The sequence below is a fragment of the Alkalispirochaeta americana genome (assembly GCF_900156105.1).
GTDB lineage: Bacteria > Spirochaetota > Spirochaetia > DSM-27196 > Alkalispirochaetaceae > Alkalispirochaeta > Alkalispirochaeta americana.
The window spans coordinates 194,817-217,129 of sequence record NZ_FTMS01000002.1; the positions used below are offsets into that span (position 1 = coordinate 194,817).

General features: G+C 56.3%; 18 protein-coding genes. All 18 read right to left on the reverse strand.

Annotation, left to right across the window (positions count from 1 at the left end):
* Window positions 1–4: 4 nt before the first annotated feature.
* On the reverse strand, window positions 5–1,603 hold the full coding sequence (gene murJ, locus BW950_RS02525; RefSeq protein WP_094336433.1) for a murein biosynthesis integral membrane protein MurJ: 1,599 nt from the start codon (window positions 1,601–1,603) through the stop codon (window positions 5–7).
* A complete protein-coding gene (gene tgt, locus BW950_RS02530; RefSeq protein WP_499697497.1) occupies window positions 1,600–2,751 on the reverse strand; it encodes a tRNA guanosine(34) transglycosylase Tgt in 1,152 nt (383 codons plus the stop codon). The genes murJ and tgt overlap by 4 nt, the downstream gene beginning before the upstream one ends.
* Before the next feature lie 46 nt (window positions 2,752–2,797).
* Window positions 2,798–3,883, reverse strand: a complete 1,086-nt coding sequence (locus BW950_RS02535) for an LptF/LptG family permease (RefSeq protein ID WP_076487713.1) — start codon at window positions 3,881–3,883, stop codon at window positions 2,798–2,800.
* A complete protein-coding gene (locus tag BW950_RS02540) occupies window positions 3,880–5,160 on the reverse strand; it encodes an LptF/LptG family permease (protein ID WP_076487714.1) in 1,281 nt (426 codons plus the stop codon). Before BW950_RS02540 ends, BW950_RS02535 begins: the two co-directional genes overlap by 4 nt.
* Window positions 5,157–5,582, reverse strand: coding sequence for a dUTP diphosphatase (gene dut / locus BW950_RS02545; protein ID WP_076487715.1), 426 nt, complete (start codon window positions 5,580–5,582; stop codon window positions 5,157–5,159). Before dut ends, BW950_RS02540 begins: the two co-directional genes overlap by 4 nt.
* Window positions 5,583–5,598: 16 nt before the next feature.
* On the reverse strand, window positions 5,599–7,782 hold the full coding sequence (pnp, locus tag BW950_RS02550) for a polyribonucleotide nucleotidyltransferase (RefSeq protein ID WP_076487716.1): 2,184 nt from the start codon (window positions 7,780–7,782) through the stop codon (window positions 5,599–5,601).
* Window positions 7,783–7,838: 56 nt separating this feature from the next.
* Complete coding sequence (rpsO, locus tag BW950_RS02555) at window positions 7,839–8,108, reverse strand: 30S ribosomal protein S15 (RefSeq protein ID WP_076487717.1); 270 nt, start codon at window positions 8,106–8,108, stop codon at window positions 7,839–7,841.
* Window positions 8,109–8,114: 6 nt separating this feature from the next.
* Window positions 8,115–8,936 (reverse strand): hypothetical protein, encoded by an 822-nt coding sequence (locus BW950_RS02560; protein WP_083943656.1) that lies wholly within the window; start codon window positions 8,934–8,936, stop codon window positions 8,115–8,117.
* Window positions 8,906–9,817 (reverse strand): tRNA pseudouridine(55) synthase TruB, encoded by a 912-nt coding sequence (truB, locus tag BW950_RS02565; RefSeq protein WP_076487719.1) that lies wholly within the window; start codon window positions 9,815–9,817, stop codon window positions 8,906–8,908. Before truB ends, BW950_RS02560 begins: the two co-directional genes overlap by 31 nt.
* The gene (gene rbfA, locus BW950_RS02570) at window positions 9,774–10,211 is read right to left on the reverse strand and encodes a 30S ribosome-binding factor RbfA (RefSeq protein WP_076487720.1); all 438 of its coding nucleotides are present in this window, start codon (window positions 10,209–10,211) and stop codon (window positions 9,774–9,776) included. Before rbfA ends, truB begins: the two co-directional genes overlap by 44 nt.
* Window positions 10,211–12,019, reverse strand: a complete 1,809-nt coding sequence (gene infB, locus BW950_RS15635; RefSeq protein WP_438938426.1) for a translation initiation factor IF-2 — start codon at window positions 12,017–12,019, stop codon at window positions 10,211–10,213. Before infB ends, rbfA begins: the two co-directional genes overlap by 1 nt.
* The gene (locus tag BW950_RS15640; protein ID WP_438938427.1) at window positions 11,974–12,711 is read right to left on the reverse strand and encodes a hypothetical protein; all 738 of its coding nucleotides are present in this window, start codon (window positions 12,709–12,711) and stop codon (window positions 11,974–11,976) included. The genes infB and BW950_RS15640 overlap by 46 nt, the downstream gene beginning before the upstream one ends.
* Window positions 12,712–13,255: 544 nt before the next feature.
* Window positions 13,256–14,905 (reverse strand): transcription termination factor NusA, encoded by a 1,650-nt coding sequence (nusA, locus tag BW950_RS02580; protein WP_076487722.1) that lies wholly within the window; start codon window positions 14,903–14,905, stop codon window positions 13,256–13,258.
* 15 nt (window positions 14,906–14,920) lie between these two features.
* On the reverse strand, window positions 14,921–15,367 hold the full coding sequence (locus BW950_RS02585; protein WP_076487723.1) for an LSm family protein: 447 nt from the start codon (window positions 15,365–15,367) through the stop codon (window positions 14,921–14,923).
* 215 nt (window positions 15,368–15,582) lie between these two features.
* Window positions 15,583–16,263, reverse strand: a complete 681-nt coding sequence (locus BW950_RS02590; RefSeq protein WP_076487724.1) for a ComF family protein — start codon at window positions 16,261–16,263, stop codon at window positions 15,583–15,585.
* A gap of 66 nt (window positions 16,264–16,329) precedes the next feature.
* Entirely contained in the window at window positions 16,330–19,005 is a 2,676-nt protein-coding gene (mutS, locus tag BW950_RS02595) for a DNA mismatch repair protein MutS (protein WP_076487725.1), read from the reverse strand.
* Between the two features lie 16 nt (window positions 19,006–19,021).
* Window positions 19,022–19,579, reverse strand: a complete 558-nt coding sequence (locus BW950_RS02600) for an OmpH/Skp family outer membrane protein (RefSeq protein ID WP_076487726.1) — start codon at window positions 19,577–19,579, stop codon at window positions 19,022–19,024.
* Between the two features lie 70 nt (window positions 19,580–19,649).
* Window positions 19,650–22,313: an outer membrane protein assembly factor BamA gene (bamA, locus tag BW950_RS02605; RefSeq protein ID WP_076487727.1), complete on the reverse strand. Its 2,664-nt coding sequence runs from the start codon at window positions 22,311–22,313 to the stop codon at window positions 19,650–19,652.

Genomic DNA, 22,313 nt, shown 5'->3' on the forward strand with positions numbered 1-22,313 from the left:
TTCTTCATGCTTCCATCACCGCAGAAGAATTGCGCCGGAGAAGGGAGAGAACAGAAATACCAAGAACCCGGTAGGTTAACACCAGAGCAGCCAGTGCCGGAAGCGCTTCGGCACAGAGCAAGGCAAGAGCAAAAAGGCTGCTTCCTTCGATCCACCACTCCCCCAGGCCCTGAAGATGAAGTATCCACCGCACCGTCAGGACGGTGCCTGCCGCTACGGAGGAGGCCAGAAGTGCTTTGAAGATTGCGATCCCGAGATCAACCAAAGGAGATATCTCGATGTGGGACCGAAGGGCCAGCACCAATAATACCAGGCCGAAGGTGAAGGCGATGCTATTTGCGACAGCAAGTCCCGTTACGGCCAGAACGGTCTCTTTCAAGAGGAGACAGAGAAAAATATCAACGGCCATGGTAGCTCCCGCAACGAAAAGGGGAACCCGATACTCACCCAGGGCATAGAAAAAGCGTTGCAGAAAGGTGAACGCCCCGACACTGAAGAGCCCCAGACTGTATCCCACAAGAACCCGTGCGGCCAAATGGGTAGCGGAAGCAGAAAACGCTCCCCGCTGGAGGGCTACCGCGATAAGAGGACGACCAAGAAGAGCCAGCCCCACCCCGGCAGGAATAAGGAGCAACGCCAGAGCCCGAAGGCCCCCGAAAACAGTTTTTCCCGCTGCGGAAATATCGCCTTGGGCAACCTGGCGGCTCATGAGAGGAAAAAGAACCGTCGTGATCGAAGCCCCGAAAATACCAAAGGGAAGTTGCCAAAACACCAGGGCATTTGTCATGGCAGAGCCACTACCGTCAGCCAGACCACTGGCAAAAAAGAGAGATACCTGCTGATCCACTGCAAAGACGCTGGCTGTGGTAACAACGGGAATCCAGTGCCGCAGGATCCGCGAGAATCGGGGGTCTCCAAAGGAAAAAAGGGGCCTCAAGGAATAACCCCGCCGTTTCACGGGATAGATCTGGAGCAGAAGCTGACCACAGCCTCCCAAGAGGACTCCGAAGACCATGGAAAAAACTCCCCAACGGGAATGGAAGAGAAGAACCGCGCCAATGACCGCGAAAGAAAAGAGCAACGGTGCCAGGGCAGGCACGAGAAAGCTTTGATGGGAATTGAGCGTTCCCATGAGCACCGCCGCAATGGAAACAAGTAATACGTAGTGTATAAGGAAACGGAAAAGATCGGCCGCCAGGAGCTGCCGCTCCGGTTCAGGAAAGGCCAGAATAGTATCAACTATCGGTTGAGCAAAGATTGTCGCCAGAAGAAGAAGCGGAATAAGCAGGGCGAACTGCAGTCCCAGGAGCTGCCGAACAATTTTTTGGGAACTCGCACCGGAACCATCTTCCAGATGAGTCCGGGTGAGTACGGGAAGGAAGGCCGACGAGAGAGCCCCTTCGGCGAGAAGTTTTCTCAAGTTGTTTGGAATGTTGAACACCAGGTTCAGAACATCAGCCTGACCCGAAGCACCAAAGACAGCCCCTATCACGGCGATCCGAAGAAACCCCAGAAGCCGGGAAACCAGGGTGGAGGCCATGACGATAGCTGTTGATACAACATGGTGACGGTGCCCGGTGGGAGATGAGCGATGGTCTTTCACGGGGAAGAGGCCTCCCGCGCCGCTTTGGTTCCCTCGGTATAGCGTTCCAGAAAATCCTTCTTGAAGCTCAGAAAAGTCCCCTCCCGGATTGCCCGGGCACTTTGATCAACCAACCATTTCATGAAGCGGAGGTTGTGCTGAGCGGCAAGCATGCACCCGAGAATCTCATTCGATTTTGTCAGGTGTCGCAAGTATCCCAAACTGTATTGACGTCCGCCAAATGAATCGATCTGTCGATCGGGAGAATCCATGGTGCGGGCGTAGCGAGCACTTTTGAAGTTAATCCGTCCGTCTGTAGTAAAGAGCGTTCCCGTTCGGGCCGCCCGTGTAGGGAAGACACAATCGAACATATCAATGCCCTGTTCAATCGCCGCCAGAATGTACTCAGGCGTGCCTATCCCCATGACGTAACGAGGTTTCTCCCTGGGGAGCTGCGGTGCTGTGTGAGCCAGAATGTCGCAATAGGTGGAAAAGGGTTCTCCCACGGAAAGCCCTCCCAGGGCAAGGCCGGGAAAATCAAGTTCTTCCGTGCGTTGAACCGCCTGGGTTCGGAGATCAGGAAAAAAGTTTCCTTGCACGATTCCAAAAAGCGCTCCGGCGTAGCCGCTTTCTTCCTGCTGCTCTTCCCAACGACGCCGCGCCCGGGCAGCCCAGGTGGTGGTGGTGGTGAGAGCCTCCAGAGCGGCCCGATGATCAATCTCCGGGCCCGTGCAGACATCCAGAACCATCTGGATGTCGCTTCCAATTGTCACCTGGATGTCAACGGTTCGTTCCGGTGTGAGAAGATGGCGACTGCCGTCCAGATGAGAACGAAAGGAGGCGCCTTCATCGGTAATCTTGCGAAAAGGCGCCAGGCTAAAAATCTGGTATCCCCCGGAATCGGTAAGAATATTGTGGTTCCAGCTCGAGAAGGTATGAAGGCCTCCGAAAGATCCAATTGTATCCATCCCGGGTCTGAGAAAGAGATGATAGGTGTTGGCAAGAATGAGGCGGTATCCCATTTGGTGGAGCTGATCATGATCGACAGCTTTTACCGTTCCTGCCGTACCCACGGGCATGAACGCCGGGGTAGAAACAGGACCGTGGGGAAGCAGAAGTGTTCCGGTGCGGGCGGCGCAATTCTTGTCGTTGGCATCAATAGTAAAAATTTTCATAGCTGTATCTCTCGGATATTATCGATTTTCAGGAAACGCTTCAGGTCTTCGCGAAGCGAAAGAGCAAAACACCCAGAAGGCCAAAGAGGCCCACTCCTGCCCAGGCTCCTGCTAAAGGGGAGATAAGACCGGTTCCCGCCATGAGCCCCAGGATCATGCTCGACACGTAGTAGACCACAGTTACCACTAAAGAGACAAGGAGGCTCATGAGCAGAATGTTTTTCCGAAACTTCCCCCCCAGGGAGCTTGAGAGAAGGACCACAACAAGGGGAGTCAGGGCGTAGGAATAGCGACTATAATAGTCGGTGAGAGCTTTTCTGAAAGGTTGGCCTGCATTGCGGAGCGTTATGACCCACTCTCGGGCATCGCGCAGTTCCATCTCGTCGATGTCCTGCGTTATTCGGCGAAAACTCTGGGGAGGTTGAACAAAAACCGGTTCCGAGAGCGTCTCAAAGGGCTCTGCCTCTATAATCTCTCCAGACTCTGATTCCTGGAGGGAAAAGAGAACGCCCTCCTCCCAGATCCAGTGCTCTCCGTTCCATCGCCCCGTGGTCGCGCTGATTCTTCGTTGAAACTTCCCCTGCCGGTCCCGTTCAACCACGGTGACACGGGAAAGCGATTTTGTACGATCATTATAGTACTCGGCAGAATAGATGTATCTTCCCCGGGGGTCGCGTAAGGTTATATCGGTATTGCTGTGGGTTCGTGTGACATGGAGAAGCTCCCGAGAGAGCTCGTTTTTTCTTCGGAGGCTTTCGATACCCACCCGTTCTGTAAAAAAGAAGAGTCCTGCGCTCAGAGCAACTCCCAGGATGATCAGGGGAAGGGTAAACTTCCAGAGAGGGAGCCCTCCTCCAAAGACAGCCACAAGTTCGTTGTGAGCGTAGAGCGAGCCCAGGGTGAAAGCAACGGCAAAAAGGAGCGCCATGGGGAGAGCATAAATCACCGCCTGGGGCAGAAAAAGCACCTGGACATGAAGGATTGCGCGCAGCGGAACGTCCAGATCCAGATACTGCACCAAATTTGCAAAGAGCTCGACCAGTTGAACGATCAGGACAAAGAAGGAGAGCGAGATAATCAGTGTTGACAGAAAGCACCGCAGAAGGTAGCGACTGAATATCTTCATCGGTTCATCCTCCGGAAAAAGAGAACTGCCCCAATAACAAAGAAGAGGCCGTTCGGAAGCCACATGGCCAGAAGCGGAGAGACCTCTGGTCGCTGGCTTCCAAAAGTTTGACCCGCGATAAGCAGCGCCCAATATCCGGTGGCGATCAGCAAGCCAATTCCGAATCCTACACTTCTTCCACTCCGCTTGCTAAAGAGCCCCAGCGGAAAGGCAAGGAAGACAAAGGAAACCGATGCGAAGGGTATACTGAATTTCTTGTAGTATTCCAGACGGTGGATCTGCAGAGAGCGATCATGGGGCTTTCTCTCGATTCTTCGAAGGACAGAACGGGCCTGTCGATTCAAAGAGGCTCTATCCACCGGAGGGGCGTCGGGATGTCGAAGATTTTGATCCAGGGCCAGCAAACCCAACTCGTGAGATTCAAGGGCTATTTCTTTTTGCCATTCCTTGATTCTCGGTTCCAGAGCGTCCTGCTTTTTCCGGATTTCCTCGGCCACAGTCCGGGCACTCATCTCCCGGGGGCCGGGGGCCCGGATCGCCACGGTGATATCTTCCAGAAGGATATTATATCGCAGGGTTTCGGCAAAGCTGTAGTTATGCCGTATGCCTCCCTCGGTAGAATGGGTGACAACGTCGGTGAGTTCGAGCCCTATTGAATTGAGGTCGCCTTCGCGTACAAGGCGTGCTTCTGCTGCCGTTATAACGCGGCGAAACCCCTGACCGTCGGTATCAAGAATGACAAAATTTTCTATCCTTCCGGGGAAAACGGCTCCTGTTATGAGGGTATCGTTTTGATAGCGTTTGACCGAGAAAGGCTCGAGTTCCAGGGCGGGATTAGAATAGAGCAGATCCCGATAGAGCCGGGCAAAATTCCGCGTGCCCCGGGGAAGGAGAAAATCGTTCACACCAAAGGAGAGCCCCGAGAGGACAAGGGATGCCACCAGAATCGGGAAGAAGATGCGAACAAGAGAAAAGCCACTCGCCTGAAAAGCCACCATCTCATTGTCTGTGGAGAGGCGGCCCACAGTCATGAGTACGCCCACCAGGGTTGCAAAAGGGACAGAAATTGCGATTATTGAGGGAAGGGAGTAGAGAATAAGCAGGGCTACATCGGTAAGAGGGACATCTTTCTGGAGGATATCTTCTGCCAGGAGAAGCAGTTGATTGACGAAGAAAATGAAAAAGAAAAAAGCGAAACATACCAGGAAGGATATAAAAAACTCCCCCCCGATATATCGGAACACAAGCGCCGGGACACCGCGCCTGGGCAAGGTCATCGAGCGCCGGTGGAACCAAATCCACCGCTACCACGCCCGGTCTCGGAAAGATCCTCGGCAACTATGAATTCGGCCTGAACCACTGGAGCCAGGACAAGCTGTGCGATCCGATCACCGGGCTCAATCCGGAACTCCTGATCGCTCAGGTTAACCAGCGGAACCATAACCTCTCCCCGGTAATCGCAGTCAATTGTTCCGGGTGCGTTAATCACAGTGATCCCTTGTCGCGCCGCCAGGCCCGATCGGGGCCGGACCTGGCCTTCAAATCCACGAGGAATTTCAAGGCGCACGCCCGTGGGAACCATGCTCCGCTCCCCCGGTTGCAACAAGACGGGCTCGCTCAGGGATGCTCGCAGATCAGCACCGGCGGCCCCTGGCGAAGCGTACTCCGGGAGGCATCCCCGGTGCGCTGTACAGCGCACCGGGACGGGCTTAGTCTCATCGCCTGTCACGATCCCGGTTTCCCCCGCGACTGCCACCGTCACGTCCTCCCCGGTTTCCCGAAGGCCGAGGCCCGCGATCTGATCCGTGAGAAGAGGATCCTTCGCTCATACCTTCGTAGATGAGACTCAGGTTGACGCGGCCCATCTTGTCGATCTCGACAATCTTGACATCGACCTCCTGGCCCATGGAGAGAACATCCTCGACAGAGTTGATTCTTTGGGCCGACATCTTGCTGATATGGCACAGCCCCTCGCGACTCGGGAGGAACTCGATGAACGCGCCAAAATCAGTGATGCGCTTCACAATTCCGGGATAGACCACGCCGATTTCGGGTTCAACCAGAAGTTGCTCGAAAGCAGCCTTTGCCTGATCGGCCGCAGCCTTATCTTTTGAATAGATTGTGACGCTTCCGCTATCTTCGAAGTTCACCTGAACGCCAAACTTCTCGGAAATGGCTTTCACTGTCTTTCCGCCGCTTCCAATGAGCAGACCGATTTCATCGGGATCCACCTTGAAAGTAATGATCCGGGGAGCATGCTCCGAGAGCTCATCCTGGGGACTGTTGATTTCTTCGGCCATCTTCTCCAGGATATGCATCCGGCCCCGCCTGGCCTGATCAAGAGCGGCTTTCATGATCTCGGGAGTGACGTTCTTGATCTTGATATCCATCTGAAAGGCCGTGATGCCTTCTTCGGTACCGGTAACCTTAAAGTCCATATCTCCCAGATGATCCTCGTCCCCGAGAATATCGCTCAGAACTGCAAAGGAATCACCATCGGTGACAAGCCCCATGGCAATGCCGGCAACAGGTTTTTTGATGGGAACTCCTGCAGACATCATGGCCAGCGAGCCGGCGCATACCGTCGCCATGGAAGAAGATCCGTTGGACTCGAGAATTTCGCTCACCAGACGCAGGGTATAGGGAAAGGCCTCTTTCTTTGGCAGAACACCCTCAAGTGCCCGATGCGCCAAGTGGCCATGACCTATCTCGCGACGGCCTGTTCCCAAACGGCCCGTTTCTCCCACCGAAAAGGGCGGAAAGTTATAGTGAAGCATGAAGTTTTCGCGACGATCACCGTCGATATCGTCCATGATCTGTTCGTCGTACATCGTTCCAAGCGTTATCACCGCCAAAGCCTGGGTTTCGCCTCTGGTAAAAAGAGCGCTTCCATGGGTTCTGGGAAGGATGTTGGTCTCGCAGGTGATTGGCCGGATGTCTTCCAGAGAGCGACCGTCGTTGCGGTACTTCTTCTCCAGAATTGAATGACGAACCACCTCTTGCTGAATATCACCCAGGAGAGATTTTGCCTGCTGCAGATGGAGTTCCTCTCCCAGAGCTTCGGCAAAATGTTCCAGGCTTTTCTCTTTTACGGCTTTCACGGCCTTCTGCCGGGCCATTTTCTCCTTAACAAAGCACGCCTCCTCGTAGAGGGGTTTTGCAAAGGCCCGGATATCATCGGCGATGGCCAGAGGAGGCGGGTCAGCGACGAGAGGAAGCTTTTCTTTCCCTATCAGATCCCGCAGCTCGTCCTGGGCGCGACAAATATCCAGGATGACTTCCCGGGCTTTATCGATTGCTGCCAGCATGAGCTCTTCGCCGACCTCCCGGGCACCACCCTCAACCATGGTGATTCCGTCTTTGGTTCCGGCTACAATGATCTCCAGCTCGGATTCGGCAATTTGATCAAAGGTGGGGTTTATTATGAGCTCGCCCTGGACCGAACAGACCCGGACAGCCCCCACGGGACCATCAAAGGGGATATCGCTGATATGAACCGCCGTGCTGGCAGCCACCATGGCCACTACATCGGGAGGGTTTACCCGGTCGGCGGAAACGGTGGTCGGAACGATCTGAAGCTCCCGCATGAACTTCTTGGAGAAAAGGGGGCGCATGGGGCGGTCAATCAGGCGACAGACCAACACTTCCTTATCTTTGGGACGCCCTTCTCTTTTCAGAAAACCGCCGGGAATCTTGCCCGCAGCATAATATTTTTCGTTATACTCCACCGAGAGGGGAACAAAATCGAGCCCTTCCCTCGGTTCATCGGAGCAGGTTGCGGTGGCAAGAACGGCGCTTCCGGCATAGGTAGCAAAAATTGCTCCATTTGCCTGCTTCGCCATCCGTCCTGTTTCCAGCACAAGATCCTGCTCGCCAATTCGGATAGTCACTGTTTGCATGTACACTGTTTCCTTACATGGTCCTGCGTGCCTTGGGACGGCACGCAGGCGCGATACTACTTACGTATTCCAAGCTTTACCAGCAATGCCCGATACGCTTCCAGGTCTTTTCCTTTCAGGTATCGAAGGAGTCGCCGACGCTGTCCTACAAGCTTAAGCAGCCCTCGTCGGGTGTGGTGGTCCTTCTTGTGAACCTTCAGATGCTCTGTAAGTTCCTGAATTCGGGTTGTGAGAATTGCGATCTGGACCTCGGGATTTCCCGTGTCTTTCTGATCCTTGCCGTACTCCTCGACAAGTGCGCGCTTTTGCTCTGCTGTGATTGGCATCTTCCTTTACTCCTTGAGATCACACCTAGGGATCACATAATGTATTTGATCGATTTGCTGTTCCCACCAGAGATTCCCGTTCTCGGATATCTCCATCATGCCCTCGCGGCTTGAGTCCTCCCCCACCAAGGTGCAGTGATACCTGCCTGGAGGAGGGAATAACTGCGCCGACGATCCTGCCCTGATACCCCCAACTCCAGAAACCGCAATGCAGTAGGGGCGCCCGAGCAACCGGCTTGCCAAGTCAAGATCCCCAGCCGCGACGGCACGACGAATACGGGAACTACTAATCGAATCCTCATTATCTTTTAGGGCAGGAACGATGTCAACCCTGATTCCCCGACCCTGCAGCCAGGTTCTGAGTTCCCGGGAATTTACATCGCGATTGTGCCCAAGATGGAAGTTAAACCCTACCACAACGCTTTCCAGACGGGGAAAAACTTCCAGAAAACGCTCCAAAAAGATCTTTCCCGGAAGATCTGCGAAGTTTCGCGAGAACTCTACCACCACCACGTCCTTGAATCGGAACCGGCGAAACTGCTCAATCCGTTCTGACAGGGGCGAGAGTGCTCCAGGGAATGAATCAGGGAAGAGAAAGGCCGCCGGATTTGGTTCGAAGGTGAGAACACCCGCCCTTCCCCGAGGTGTCCTTTCCGCCTCGGCGATAACCCGTCGCAATAGCTCCTGGTGTCCCCGATGAACTCCGTCAAAGACTCCCATGGCAAGAGTGGTGGGGCTGTCTTCGGAGAGAGGCTGGGGGAGATCGTCGAAATGAGTCCAGTAACGCAGACTCTCGATCATGCCGGAAAAACCACCCTGTAGGTCCATCGACCTTGATCCTTCTCGCAGAGAGCAAGCTCCCTGCCCCGGGAAGAGACCAGGAGAACAGGGGCATCGTCCAGCCCCAAATCCTGCAACTCCCCTACCAGCGGATTCATTACGGGCCGGCTCAGGGGAGTTCCTACACGCAGAGGATCTTCCAGACTCTCGGGAACTGTCATTGTCCTGGTCCCGGGAAGCAACGGGAACGCCTCGGGAACAGACAGGAGAAACGCTCCGGGATCCGGAGCATCCAGAATCTCTTGCCGTCCCTGGGCATTGTCCAGGGAGAAGGCCCCCACAGCACTTCGCTCAAGCGATTCCAGGGAGGCCACCGATCCCGCTGCCCTCCCCACATCCCTGGCCAGGGACCGAATGTATGTCCCGCTTGTACAGGAGACGTGCAAGCGGTAACGCCCCGCGTCGGGATCCAGTGGATCGATTGACAGATCTGTTACAGTAACGGACCGGGAGGGAATTTCGACAACTTCGCCTTTACGGGCTCGTTCATAGGCCCGTTTGCCATCGATGTGAATTGCCGAGTACGCCGGAGGAACTTGCTCAATGGTTCCCACAAAGCTATCCAGGACGGCCCGCACCTCCGATTCCTTCGGAATGGGTGCTGTGGCAACAACTGATCCCTCGGGATCCAGAGTATCTGTCTCCTCGCCAAAGCGGAGAATCGCCGTGTATTGCTTATCGAGCGCGGTAAACCATTTCGAGAGACGTGTTCCGGAGCCCACCAGCACCACCAGCAACCCCGATGCAAAGGGGTCCAGTGTCCCGGTATGCCCGATTTTTCCCGGAGAAAAACAGCGCTTCAGCGGCCCCAGAACCCGGGCAGAGCTAATCCCCGGAGGTTTGTTCAGCAGCAGGATCCCGCTGGTCATGGTCTTTCTGGCCGGGAGATGTCCCTCCCGAGAGTTGCTGGTCAGCTCGAACCGCAGCATCGATAGTGCTGATCACATCCTGGGCTTCTTTCAGGCTGTGATCCTCCACGAAATGGAGTAGCGGGGCCGTGCGGGTTTTCAAGAGTTTTCCTAACCGCCCCTGGAGATATCCAGCGGCGGAGTTCAGCCCTTCCACGGCCCGGGCCGCATGGTTCTTGTTGTCAAGAATCGTGGAGACGCCGATGCGTGCTGTGGCCGCGTCCTTTGCCAGCTTGATATAACTGAAAGAGACGAGGGTATCGACCCGGTGGTCCTTAATCTCCCCTTTCATGAGCATTGTGCTCAGTTCCTGGAGAATCCGGGATTCCAGCCGGGCATGTCGGGTTTCATCCATCAGAGTTTTTTGGCAACCTCTTTCACAATAAATGCTTCGAGAATATCACCTGTCTTGATATCCTGTATTTTTTCCACACCAATTCCACATTCGTAGCCGGTATCAACCTCTCGCACGTCATCTTTGAAGCGCTTCAGGGAATTAACCTTGCTCTCGTAGAGTTGAATCTCCTCCCGGAAAACTCGAACCTTGGCGTTGCGGGTAACCTTGCCACTGGTAATATAACAACCAGCAACGACCCCTATCTTGGGGACCTTGAAGGTCTCGCGGACCTCGGCTGTTCCCAAAACCTCTTCCATGAGGTCAGGCGCAAGCATGCCCTCCATGGCCGAGCGGATGTCCTCTACGGCATCGTAGATGATGCTGTACTTTCGGATCTCTACCTTTTCCTTCTCGGCTGTTACCATGGCCCGGGGGGTTGGCCGGACATGAAATCCGATAACCAGGGCGTTCGAGGCGCTGGCGAGCATAACATCGCCCTCGTTGATCGCCCCTGCCGCAGCGTGAATCGCCACAAGGCGGACCTCCCGGGTGCTGAGACGCTCCAGAGCGTTCTGCAGGGCCTCCACGGAACCGTGAACGTCACCCTTGATCACGACCTTCAGCTCCTGGACCTCGCCTTCCTGAATACTGTCGTAAAGGTTGTCCAGAGTCACTTTCTTGACGTTCCGGGCTGCCTCGACACGTTTCAGCTCCTGGCGTTTGGAGCTAACCTGACGAGCGAGTTTCTCGCCGTCGGTCACCTGGAAAGGATCGCCTGAATCGGGAACCCCATCGAGGCCGATGATTTCTACCGGCATGGCCGGACCGGCAAGATCGACTTTCTGGCCCCGATCGTTAAACATGGCCCGGATTTTTCCGGGGTAGATGCCTGCTACGAAGGAATCACCCACCTTAAGGGTGCCATTTTCTACAAGCACCGTCGCCACCGTGCCACGGCCGGGATCGATCCTGCTCTCGACTATTTTCCCTTCGGCAGCGCGGCTGAAGTTTGCCTTGAGTTCCATGATCTCAGCCTGAACCAGAAGGGTGCTGAGCAGATCTCCGATGCCCTCTCGCTTGAGAGCTGAAACCTCTACAGCGGGAATCTCGCCACCCCAGTCCTCTACTATGAGTCCGTGCTCGGAAAGCTGCTGCTTCACCCGGTCAATATTCGCTTCGGGCAGATCAACCTTGTTGATCGCTACGATGATCGGAACCTTTGCCTCTTTTGCATGGTCGATCGCTTCCACTGTCTGGGGCATAACCCCGTCGTTTGCAGCAACGACCAGGACAACAATATCCGTTACCTGCGCACCCCGGGCTCTCATGAGTGTAAAAGCCTCATGACCGGGGGTATCGAGGAACGTAACAGTTCCTTCTTCAACGGCGACCTGGTACGCACCGATATGCTGAGTAATACCCCCCTGCTCTCCGCTGGCAACATCGGCCGAGCGGATCGCGTCAAGGAGTTTCGTTTTTCCGTGATCGACGTGTCCCATAACCGTCACAATGGGTGATCGCGGCCGCAAGTCTTCCTGCCGGTCTTTTTCTGTTTCGATGATCGTCTCGTCGTAGAGAGAGACGATTCTGACAGAACACCCGTACTCGCTGGCCAGGATCTCGGCAGTTTCAGCGTCGATCTGCTGGTTTATCGTCACCATCATGCCCATGCTCATCAGTTTCCCGATCAGGGCGTTGGCTTTGAGATTCATCTTCCGTGCCAGCTCGCTGACGGTGATGACCTCCATGATATCGATCTCTTTTGGTACCGGATTCGCCTTTACAGGAGGTTTCTTGCGGTTATAGCGCAACTCTTTTTCGGGCACCCGGTCGTCCCGATCGAATCCGCCGCCACGGGTTTTCTTGCTCTTGTAGAACTTCTTCCCCGGTTGCCGCCCTGTTTCGGGAGAACCTCCGGGCCCGCGAGGGGGACCTCCAGGCCCACCGGGGCCGCCTCCACCGTAGCGGGGGCTTCCACCCGGGCCACCGGGACCACGAGGAGGACCTCCGGGCCCACCGGGACCACGGCCTCCGCCGCCATAGCGAGGACCGCCTCCCGGACCGCCTGGTCCCCTTGAGGGTCCACCGGGGCCACCTCCGCCGTAGCGCGGACCACTACCCGGGCCGCCGGGACCTCTTGAGGGTCCGCCAGGACCACCCCCACCGTAGCGGGTGCCCCCTGACGGGCCGCCGGGACCGCCGGGACCTCTGGAAGGCCCACCCGGACCGCCTCCACCATAACGAGTGTCGCCACCGGGACCTCGGCCACCGCCATAGCGAGTATCACCACCGGGGCCTCGGCCACCGCCATAGCGGGGACCTGACGGAGCTCCACCAGGACGCCGACGGTCATCGGACATTTCGCCGGGACCGCCACTGCGGGGTCCCCGGCGAAAACGATCGTCCCCTCCCTGGGGAGGTCGGCGGCGGGGGCCTCCGTCGCCTGATTGATCGCGGGATTGATCACGAGGGCCAGGACGCTGGCCTGATGCTCCCGGGGCAGGTCTTTCCGGAGCATCCGGTTTTTCGCCTGCTGCCTGTGGTGATGGAGCCTCGGGTTTTCCCGGTTCACTTCTGGAAGCTTGTGCGGCTGGCTCCGCCCTGCCTGCGGAATCGCCAGGCGTCTCGCCGTGAGAAGAGGGGCGTTTTACCGACGAAGGGGTCGGCGTGTCTGCCTGGGCCGGAGCCTGGGCAGAGGCTGCGCTTTCTGTCTTCGGGGAACCCCCGGAAGCATCGCTACTCTTCGTGGCAGAAACAGGGGGCTCAGGACGTGCTTGCTGTCCCGGATCCTTCTCTGCAACGGGCTGCGCCGGTTTCGAAGCAGCTTCTGGAGAGGTGGTTCGGGCTGCCTCCTGGGAAGCTGCCGGAGCCTCCTTGGGCTTTTGCTTGCGTTTCACCACCACCCGAACTTTTTTCTTCTCGGGGGAGGCTTCAGCCTGTGATTCAGGCTTCTCGGGCTTCTTTTTAATCAGTGTTGCTTTCGGTTTTTGCTTGTCCTGTTCCTCTGCCATATGCGTCCTTTCCCTAATTGTACAGAATGCCCGGGCCCTCTGTAAACAGGCCTACTCGTCCAGAGCAGCCTCATCTTCGGGCTCTACGATCTCCACAAATTCGGTAAGGATCATACGGATTGTCTCCGCCTCTTCCGAATCCAGGCCCTCTATCGATCCGATTGTCGCGGGATCAAGCGTTATGAGTTCTTCAAGCTCTGCAATCCCTGCCATGCGAAGTTTTTCGATGATACCATCGGTAATCCCGGGCAGCTCGCTAATCGAGGAAATGATCTCGCCCTCCTCTTCCTCGTCAGACTCATCGTCGCTATCATCCCGGTCTTGCTCTTCTTCTTCGTCCTCATAGTCATCATCGTCGTCATAACCGGCCTCGTCGTCATAGGCGTCGTAGGAAGCGTCCTGCTCAACGATTTCCACGTTGTCGGCGATAATCTTCCCCAAGTCCTCAGCGATCTCGGGAGTCATGCCCTCCAGATCGCGAAGGGCTTCCTGGGAGAGTCCCACAACCTCCTCAATCAGGGTGAGGTCATTTTTCTTGAGAATGATCACCATTTCGTGGCTGATGCCGGGAAGCTCCGAAATATCGGTTATCTCGTTGTCGATATCGTCGTTATCGCCAAAGAGCATGGACATGGCCCGCTTTGATTCTGCGGCCAGATCCATCTCGTCGAACTGATCAGGGGTTTTCACGTCTATGTTCCAGTCGGCCAAACGATTCGCCAAACGGACGTTGAGACCCTGCTTGCCAATTGCCAGAGAGAGCTGATCCTCGGGAACAATCGCGAGGGCCTGGCGACGGGCCTCGTCCAGAACGATGACGTTGGAAACCTCGGCAGGAGACAGGGCGTTTTTTATCAGCATTCGCGGGTCTGAATCGTACTTAAGAATATCGATTTTTTCACCCTCGAGCTCCCGGACGATAGCCTGTATCCGAACCCCCCGGAGTCCGACACAGGCTCCCACGGGGTCCACGTCTTCCCGATTGGAGGCGACGGCGATTTTTGTCCGATACCCCGCTTCGCGGACAATTCGGACAATTTCCACGGTTTTTCCGTAGATTTCGGGCACCTCGATCTCGAAAATGCGCTTGACCAAATCGGTGTGTGTCCGGGACAGGGCAATTTGCAAACCGGTGCCACTCTTTGCAACATCCACAATCAGCGCTTTAATCCGGTCATTGGGGCGGTAGATCTCCCGTGGCGACTGGTATCGCTTGGGGAGTATCCCTTCGGCTTTTCCGAGGTCGATAAAAACGTTGCCGTTGCGTTCCCGCTGAACGTAGCCAATGACGAGTTCTCCCACTTTATCTATGAACTCGGAGTAGAGGGTGTCCTTCTGGATTTCCCGTATGCGCTGACGGGCACGCTGCTTTGCCGTTTGAATAGCGACACGGTCGAACTCCTGGGGGTTTATTTCTATGAGCAGCTCATCACCGACCTCACACTCTTCGTTCAGAAGAAGGGCTTCTTCCAGGGGTATCTCGGTAACTTCATCCTCAAGGTCTTCGACAATTTTCTTTTGAGCATAGAGCGTTACTTCAGCTCCATCATCGCTGAACTGGACCACAGCGTTCTCATCGTGGCCGAATTTTCGTTTATATGCAGCGAGGAGAAAATCCTCAATAACACCAATGAGCAGCTCTTCGGAAATACCTTTGTCGCTTACCACGGCGCGGATAGCATCCGCAAGTCCTGTCGCCATTTATTCCTCCCGCCTCTATTCAGTCAACCGTGCTTTCGTGATCATCTCAGGAGAAAAGGTCTCATCCCGACCTTCGTCTGTACGAATCACGCAGCCAGCCTCATCGGCTGATGCAATGACCCCTGAGATCCATTCCGGCGCTTCCCGGGGAAGCACCTGGACCCGGCAGCCGCAAAACACGGCAAACTCGTGAAAACTCGCCAAAACCCGAGATATCCCCGGGGAGCTGAACTCGACCCGCAGGTCTCTGCTCTCAAGCAGGACCTCCAGACGAGGTTCCAGCGCGCGATGCAGACTCGCCAGAGCATCGAGCACGATCCCTTCAGGATGATGCAACACACAATGTACGTGAAGGCGCTTTCTGATCATTTCCGACGAGAAGGACACCAACCGATATCCCTGGGGTTCAATGATCTCCCGGACTGCGTCGGCCACGGGCCCTTCCGGTTTCCGGTTGTGCATGATGAGTTCCTCTCTTCAGGTGTTGCCAGGACTGTTCCGGCAACGAGCTCCTTGCGTCTGGCAGTATACAAAAAAAGAGCCGGCAGAAGCGACTCTTTGCTGTCCACGCCGTGAGCTGTCGTGGCTACTCTATTCTGAAATCCCGCAATGGTCAAGTACAGGAACCGGGCGCCAACCGGGCGACAGAGTCCAGGGGGTGGACGGACCAGAGCGGGTTAGAGCCGGGCTGCGAGAAGAAGGGCTGCCCATTCCCGGACCCCCAGGTTCACAAGAATTTCGCCACACCGATGAAGTGTCGATCCGGTGGTTATCACATCATCCACCAGGACAACCTGTTGAGGAATTACGCTGCCGTGGTGTTTCCGGGCGGGAAAGAACTGATGGTGAACGTTTTTCTCTCGCTCTGATTTAGTGAGCACCTTCTGGGCCGTTCCGTGTGATCGCGCTACCAGACGATCCAGACGGGGTGAGAGAGCCCTCCCCAGGAGCTGCGCCTGATCGAATCCACGAGAACGTTGTTTGAAGCGATTGGCAGGAACGGGAACGATCCTCAGGGCCTCTCGGGTCTTCCAGCTCTCTTGAAGGTTCCGATAGAGCGGTTCCAGGAGCATCCGGGCCAGAACCGGGGCAACCTCCCGCCGGCCAGGATTTTTGAGAACCCCGATCGCCTGGGCAATGACTCCGGAATACTCCCGGGCGGCCCAGATTCTTGGTGAAGATTCCAGGAGAAATGGCCCGGGGGCACCCGATATTTCTGCTATGCAATTGTCACAAAAGCCGCCGTATTTCTCCTGAAGCAGCGTGGTGGTGCCGCAGAGGGCGCAACAGTCGGTGCGCAGAATCGCCGGAAGGTTTCGAAACGGGGTGAACCAGGACTGCGGACACAGGCTTTTCATACCTTCCAGGAGGCCCTGAAGAACCCTGGCGCTTCAAGGGGCCGCGAAGATTCCCCGCGATGCTGGTTATTCTCCCGAACCCAGAGCAGTTTGCCAGCGGTACAGGAGATCCAGGGCTTCCCGCGGCGTGCATTGGTCAATATCCAGTCCGGCGAGTTCTGCCGTCACAAGGTCCAGGGGAGAAAAGAGCTCATCCTGGGGCTGGCCAGTTCCTGTCTTTGTCCCGGCATCATTACTGAAGGGCGCAGATGCTGCGGGAGGGGCGCCCTCCCGGTCCCGGGCATCCCGGGATAATCCCTCGAAGTGAACCAGGAGCTGTCTGGCCCGTTCGATAACCTGCTCAGGGATACCCGCCATGCGGGCCACATCCACTCCGTAGGATCGATCGGCTGAACCGGGCTGCAGCTTCTTCAGGAAGACGATGTGCCGCTCTGAGTGCTGCACAGCCATGGTGAGGCGAGAGAAGCCAGTCCCCTGAAGGCCTGACAGTTCATGATAATGAGTTGCAAAAAGAGTTCGACAGCGAATTTTCTCCAGAAGATACTCGCAGACTGCCCAAGCTATAGCCAGGCCGTCATGGGTGCTGGTGCCCCGCCCGACCTCGTCCATGATCACCAGACTTGCTTCGGTGGCGTTCCGCAGGATATTGCTGGTTTCGTTCATCTCCACCAGGAAGGTCGATTCACCCCGGGCGATATTGTCTGATGCACCAACCCGACAGTAAATACGGTCGGTCAGGCCGATTTCAGCGGTCTCAGCCGGCACAAAACTACCGGCGTGAGCCATGAGCGTTATGAGCGCCGTCTGCCGCAATACCGTGGATTTCCCCGCCATGTTAGGCCCTGTTATAAGGGCAAAGCGGGTTTGTTCCTGATCAAGCACGAGATCGTTGGCCACGAAATCCCCTGCAGGAAGATGAGCTTCCACCACGGGGTGCCGCCCCCCGGCAATGTGTACCTCGGGCTCCTGGATCAGCCGGGGGCGCCGGTATCCCTGCAAAGTAGCGGCTCTTGCCAGGGCCGCCGCCACATCAACCCTGGCAAGGTGATCTGCCAGGGTTGTCAGAAGGGGAATCTCCTGCGCCGCCTGGGCCCGCAGTTCCAGAAAGAGTGCCTGCTCCCGAGCCACGGACTCCTCGGTGGCGTTGTTGATCTCCCCTTCGAGTTCGCTGAGACGGGTGGTGGTATACCGCTCGGCGTTGGCCAGACTCTGTCGGCGGATAAAGAACGGGGGAACCCGTTCTGCCTGGGACCGGGGGACTTCGAAGAAATGGCCCAAAAGACGATTGTACTTGATCTTCAGGGCTTGCAGTCCTGTCTCGCTCCGCAGTTCCTCCAAATAGGCCGCCAGAACCTCCTGACTTCCCCTCTGAAGCTGACGCAACCGATCCAGCGTTGCATCATAACCATCGCGAATTATTCCTCCTTCGGTGAGGGAAACCGGGGGATCATCCTGGAGAACCCTGGCGATGCGATCCCTCAGGTCCAGGGCCTTCTGCCAGCCTTCCGGAGAATCCAGGAGCCCCGATGCGGCGTTCTGACCAAACCAGTCAGGCAGAATTGTTGCCACGTTTTCGGCAACGCCGATTGTTCCGGCGATAGCCTCCACATCCCGGGGATGGGCTTTTTCCACACCCAGCCGGGAGGTGAGCCGTTCCAGGTCATAGGCCTGATCCAGAAGCTCCCGCAACCGGAGCAAATCCTGTTGCCGGTGGTACAACTCCTCCACCTGATCCAGGCGCTTTTCTATTTCACGATGATTTCTGGTTGGCAGAATGAGGCGACGACGAAGCAGGCGGCTTCCCATGGGGGTCTGGGTCTGATCGAGCACGCTCAAGAGTGTGAAGGCCCGTCCTCCGTCGTGCATGTTGGCAACAATTTCAAGATTCCTCAGGGTGGCGTCATCCAGGATAAGGACATCCTCGTCGTGGTGACGACGAAGGTTGTGGAGGTGGCCCAAAACGTGGCGGGCGTTTTCCTCAAGGTAATCCAGGAGAGCGCCCCCCGTAAGAAGCGCCGCATCGGAAGAATCAAACCCGAAGCCTCGGAGGTTTTCTACCTCCAGGACGAGACACAGCCGCTCCAGAGCAGACTCGCGGGAGAATCCCCAGTCGGGGATGCGGTTTACCACCACATCGTGGCACCCTTGGACCCCGCCGTTTCCTGAAGCCCCCCCTGCGGGGTTGCCCGACAAAGAGGAAAGGTAACGGGAATGCTCCAGGAGAGATTCCTGGACCAGGATTTCCCGGGGATGGAGCCGTGCAATCTCTCTCTGGATTAGCGATTCCTGATCCCGGGCAGGATAGGCTGCCAGAGTGAGTTCTCCCGTGGAGACATCACACCAGCCCACACAGAGATGCTCTCCCTCTTTTCCCAGAGCTACCAGGTAGTTGTTGGAATCGGGGTCCAGATAATCTTGATCAAAGATCGCTCCCGGCGAAAGAACCTCCACCACGTCCCGCTCGGCCAGACCTTTCCCATCGGCGGGAGGGCTGATCTGCTCGCAGATCGCCACTTTTCTCCCCTGACGGAGCAACCGGCCGATATAGCCCCGGGAGGCGTGGTGAGGCACCCCGCACATGGGCACCCCCTGGCGCTGGGTCAGGGTGAGACCCAGGAGTCGGGCTCCTTCCCGGGCATCGGAGCCAAACATCTCATAGAAGTCGCCCAGGCGGAAGAGAAGGATCGCGTCGCGGTGACGAGACTTGAGCGCCTCGTATTGACGCAACATCGGGGTAGACATGGGGGTGTCCGATGCCTTAGCGGCTGGAGGTTCTGATCAGCCGTTGAAGGACTTTATCGCTCACATCGATTTCGGAAGACCACCACTGGATGCCTTCCGTATCAGAGCGAAGAATCAGGGTGAAGCCTTCAGTCTCCGCCACATACTGGATCGCGTTTTGGAGGCGTTGCAGAAAATCGTCCGAGAGCAACTGGGACTGCCGGTGCTCCAGCTGCTGACGGCGTCGGCGGGTGAGGTCCTCAAGAAAGCGCTGAAGTTCGGTAATCTGATCTTCCAGTTGATCGGCCCGCCGCCGGTTGCCTACTTCCCGGGCGCTCACATGGCGATCCTTCAGGCTCTCCAGCTCGAGAAAGTGCTCGTCAATTTCTTCCTGGTACTGCTGACGAAGCCGTTCCAGATCCCGCACGGCCTGGGAATCGCGGTAAAAGGAGTTGTAGACCTGGTTTATGTTGACGATCCCCACCGTGGAGATACCCTGGGCCGAAACAATGGCCCCTCCCAGGAGCAGGATTCCTCCCGCCAGGAGGAACCGGATTATCCTGCCGGTCTGTCCAAGACTAGTATAGTATTTCATCGCTCATGCTCCTTCAAAGGTATATCGTGTATGCTGTCTCGCATCCATCGCCTGCTTCGGGGAGGGGTTCCTAGAAGAACTCCGCCCCGATCGTAAAGACCAGATCGACTCCCCGGCCGCTGTCGGAATCTCCCCCGTTGAAGAGGTTTCCTGTCTTCCAGTCGATGTTTCCGTTCTCGTCGTACTCGAAGCGTTTTGCCAGGTAGAGCCGGATAGGAAACTGGGGAATAACGAAGCGGATACCCGTGCCGATGGTGAACTGCCAGTCCTGCTTCTCGATGTCGCTCATGCGCTGCCGGTCGTCCCAGTTGGCCAGGTTTGAGGAGAACTCTCTCATCACAGCGGCTTCAAAGAAGGTGTCCCACCAGATCACCTGCTCCGAGAGGGGCATTCGCAACTCGACCCAGTTATTCCAGGTGGTGGCACCGTCGCTACGGAAGGACCATCCCCGGGAGGTGAACATCCCGTCCAGACGGAGCGTGTCGCTCTGCTCGATCTTGAAATACTTGTCGTCACCCTCGGAATAGAGGAAGTTGGGCAAGATAAAGCTGAGTTTCGACTGCATTCCCAGAACCATCTTCCAGTTCCAGTCGCCCAGGGGGACGTCCCAGAGGGTGAAGAAGACCTCGGCGGTGGTTTCGGAGCGTGTGAAGTGGCGTTCACCGCCCAGAAACCCTCCGGTAAAGTTGAACTGCTGATCCAGGCGGTATCCGCTGGAGGGACTGTAGATAAAGTCGCGTCGGTCCAGGGCGGCTCCAAGCCCCCAGGTGTTGATAAACCGCCATCGCTCGTGGTTGTCCCGGGTGGTATCGCTGGCAGGGCGATAGATCGAATCGTCGTAGGTGAGGTAGCGGATTCCCGTACTGATCGAGGTGCGCGGGGTAAATCGCCCCAGGGGAGTGCGGAAAGTGTATCCGGTATTGGCGCCCAGACGGATGTTGTAGGCGTCGTAGCTCATGAGGTTTTCCGAGGGAATGTTGCGCGTGCTCCCCCCCAGGTATTCGTACTCGTTTTCCAGGTTGTACTTGCCAACAGCCGTGGACGAAGGGGTTCCCGGAAAGCGGTCGCCAGCGTTGTAAGTCCGACCATTGAAATCGGTACCGTCTTTGGTAAAAACATAGTCTTCATGGTTATACGGATCGGGCACAGCGTCATCATCGCCATCGGCGTAGAGTGGTGCCCGGGCGTTCTGGGGAACGTTGTTTATCACGGATCGATCGAAGCTCAGATTAAGCCCCCCCGACCAGCGCCGTCCGAAGAGCCAGCGTTCACGAAAATTGAAAGTTACCCGCTGGTTTACCGGTGAAGCTGTGGCCTGGATCCCGAAAATCTGGCCGCGACCCCGGAAGTTGCGGTCCTGCCACTGAATCTGGGCAGAGACAGGGAAATCCTGGTTTCCACCGAAGGCAAGACCGAAGGTGATATCGGCAGTACTCCCCTCCTCCAGGTTGATAATGAGATCCATGAGCCCCTCGGTACTCCCCGCAGGCGTCTCGGGGGCAATAGCTGAAAAATACTGAAGGTTTGCCAGGTTTCGAAGCCCTTCGCGGATCTTGGTGGCGCTAAACACGTCCCCCACCTCCAGGGGGATTTCCCGTTCAAGAACGAAGTCTTTTGTCTTTTCGTTTCCCCGAAAGATGATATTTTCGATGTGTGCCCGGTTGCGCTCCACGATCACCACCTCAAAGGAGATGGTTTTGCTCTCCTCATCCCGGATTTCGCGACGGGTTATTTGATTGAAAATATATCCGCTCTCGTAGTACCGGTCAGCCACTCGTTGATAGTCAGCTTCGAACCGGACCAGATCCAGGACATCTCCTGGCTCAAGCCGGACAAGCCCGCCGAGATCCTCATCGGAAAAGATTGTATTACCCCGGAATGATATTCCCCCGAAGGTGTACCGCGCGCCCTCGTCGACACCCACCGTAAGGGTGAGATAACTTCGATTCTCTCCTGGCTCCTCGCGGACATCCTTGCTCACATCGACAACTTCTGCATCGATGTATCCTTGCTCGTAATAGAATCGGCGGATCCTGTTTTTGTCCTGCTCCAGGAGAGCCTCCTGAAAAAGGCCCCGGTTAAAGATGCTTCGTTCCCGCAGCTGCATGACGCCGCGCAGGCTTGTATCGGAGGCGAACTGGTTTCCTGCAAAGCGGATGGATTCAATCGAGAGTTGAGCCCCTTCGTCGATGGTGAAACGGACAATGTTTTCGTCCTCATCTTCCTGGATAAACTCCGAAGAAACAGAGACGTTGGGAAACCCCTGCTCGAGATAGAGGGTGCGAATCGCCTCTTCGTCCATCCGCAGCTTTGATCGTGTGACCATATCACCCTGCTTCAGGAGAATGACGTCGCGAAGCCGGTTGCGCCCCAGACGGTTGTTTCCCGAAAACTGGATGGCTGTTATAACAGGGCGCTCCTGGACATCAAAGGACAGAACCATTCCGTCCTCGGGTCCGTCCGGCAGATCCTCGGGACGGACCGCATTCGGAATGATCTGCTCGAAGAGATCCATCGCGTAGAGACGCCGTTGAAGTTCCAGAAATTTCTGTTCCGTGAAAGGCTCATCGATGAAGCTCTCAATCACAGGAAAGAGCTCATTCTCCGTGACCGTTCGCAACCCTTCGAAACGGATTTCTCGAATCGGTTCGTTCAAATACCAGTCGGGGGATTCTTCAGCCTGTAATACCCCGCCAACTACACAAAGCAGCAGGACGCAGCGCAATAGTCGCAT

Coding starts and splice junctions, on each gene's coding strand:
- BW950_RS02590 (WP_076487724.1), bottom strand. CDS start 16,263: ATGAAAAGCCTGTGTCCGCAGTCCTGGTTCACCCCGTTTCGAAACCTT.
- rbfA (WP_076487720.1), bottom strand. CDS start 10,211: ATGGATGAAACCCGACATGCCCGGCTGGAATCCCGGATTCTCCAGGAA.
- truB (WP_076487719.1), bottom strand. CDS start 9,817: ATGACCAGCGGGATCCTGCTGCTGAACAAACCTCCGGGGATTAGCTCT.
- mutS (WP_076487725.1), bottom strand. CDS start 19,005: ATGTCTACCCCGATGTTGCGTCAATACGAGGCGCTCAAGTCTCGTCAC.
- rpsO (WP_076487717.1), bottom strand. CDS start 8,108: ATGCCAATCACAGCAGAGCAAAAGCGCGCACTTGTCGAGGAGTACGGC.
- BW950_RS02535 (WP_076487713.1), bottom strand. CDS start 3,883: ATGAAGATATTCAGTCGCTACCTTCTGCGGTGCTTTCTGTCAACACTG.
- BW950_RS02540 (WP_076487714.1), bottom strand. CDS start 5,160: ATGACCTTGCCCAGGCGCGGTGTCCCGGCGCTTGTGTTCCGATATATC.
- BW950_RS15640 (WP_438938427.1), bottom strand. CDS start 12,711: ATGCTCCGGAAAGACCTGCCCCGGGAGCATCAGGCCAGCGTCCTGGCC.
- nusA (WP_076487722.1), bottom strand. CDS start 14,905: ATGGCGACAGGACTTGCGGATGCTATCCGCGCCGTGGTAAGCGACAAA.
- BW950_RS02560 (WP_083943656.1), bottom strand. CDS start 8,936: ATGGACCTACAGGGTGGTTTTTCCGGCATGATCGAGAGTCTGCGTTAC.
- pnp (WP_076487716.1), bottom strand. CDS start 7,782: ATGCAAACAGTGACTATCCGAATTGGCGAGCAGGATCTTGTGCTGGAA.
- BW950_RS02600 (WP_076487726.1), bottom strand. CDS start 19,579: ATGAAATACTATACTAGTCTTGGACAGACCGGCAGGATAATCCGGTTC.
- bamA (WP_076487727.1), bottom strand. CDS start 22,313: ATGCGACTATTGCGCTGCGTCCTGCTGCTTTGTGTAGTTGGCGGGGTA.
- BW950_RS02585 (WP_076487723.1), bottom strand. CDS start 15,367: ATGCACAACCGGAAACCGGAAGGGCCCGTGGCCGACGCAGTCCGGGAG.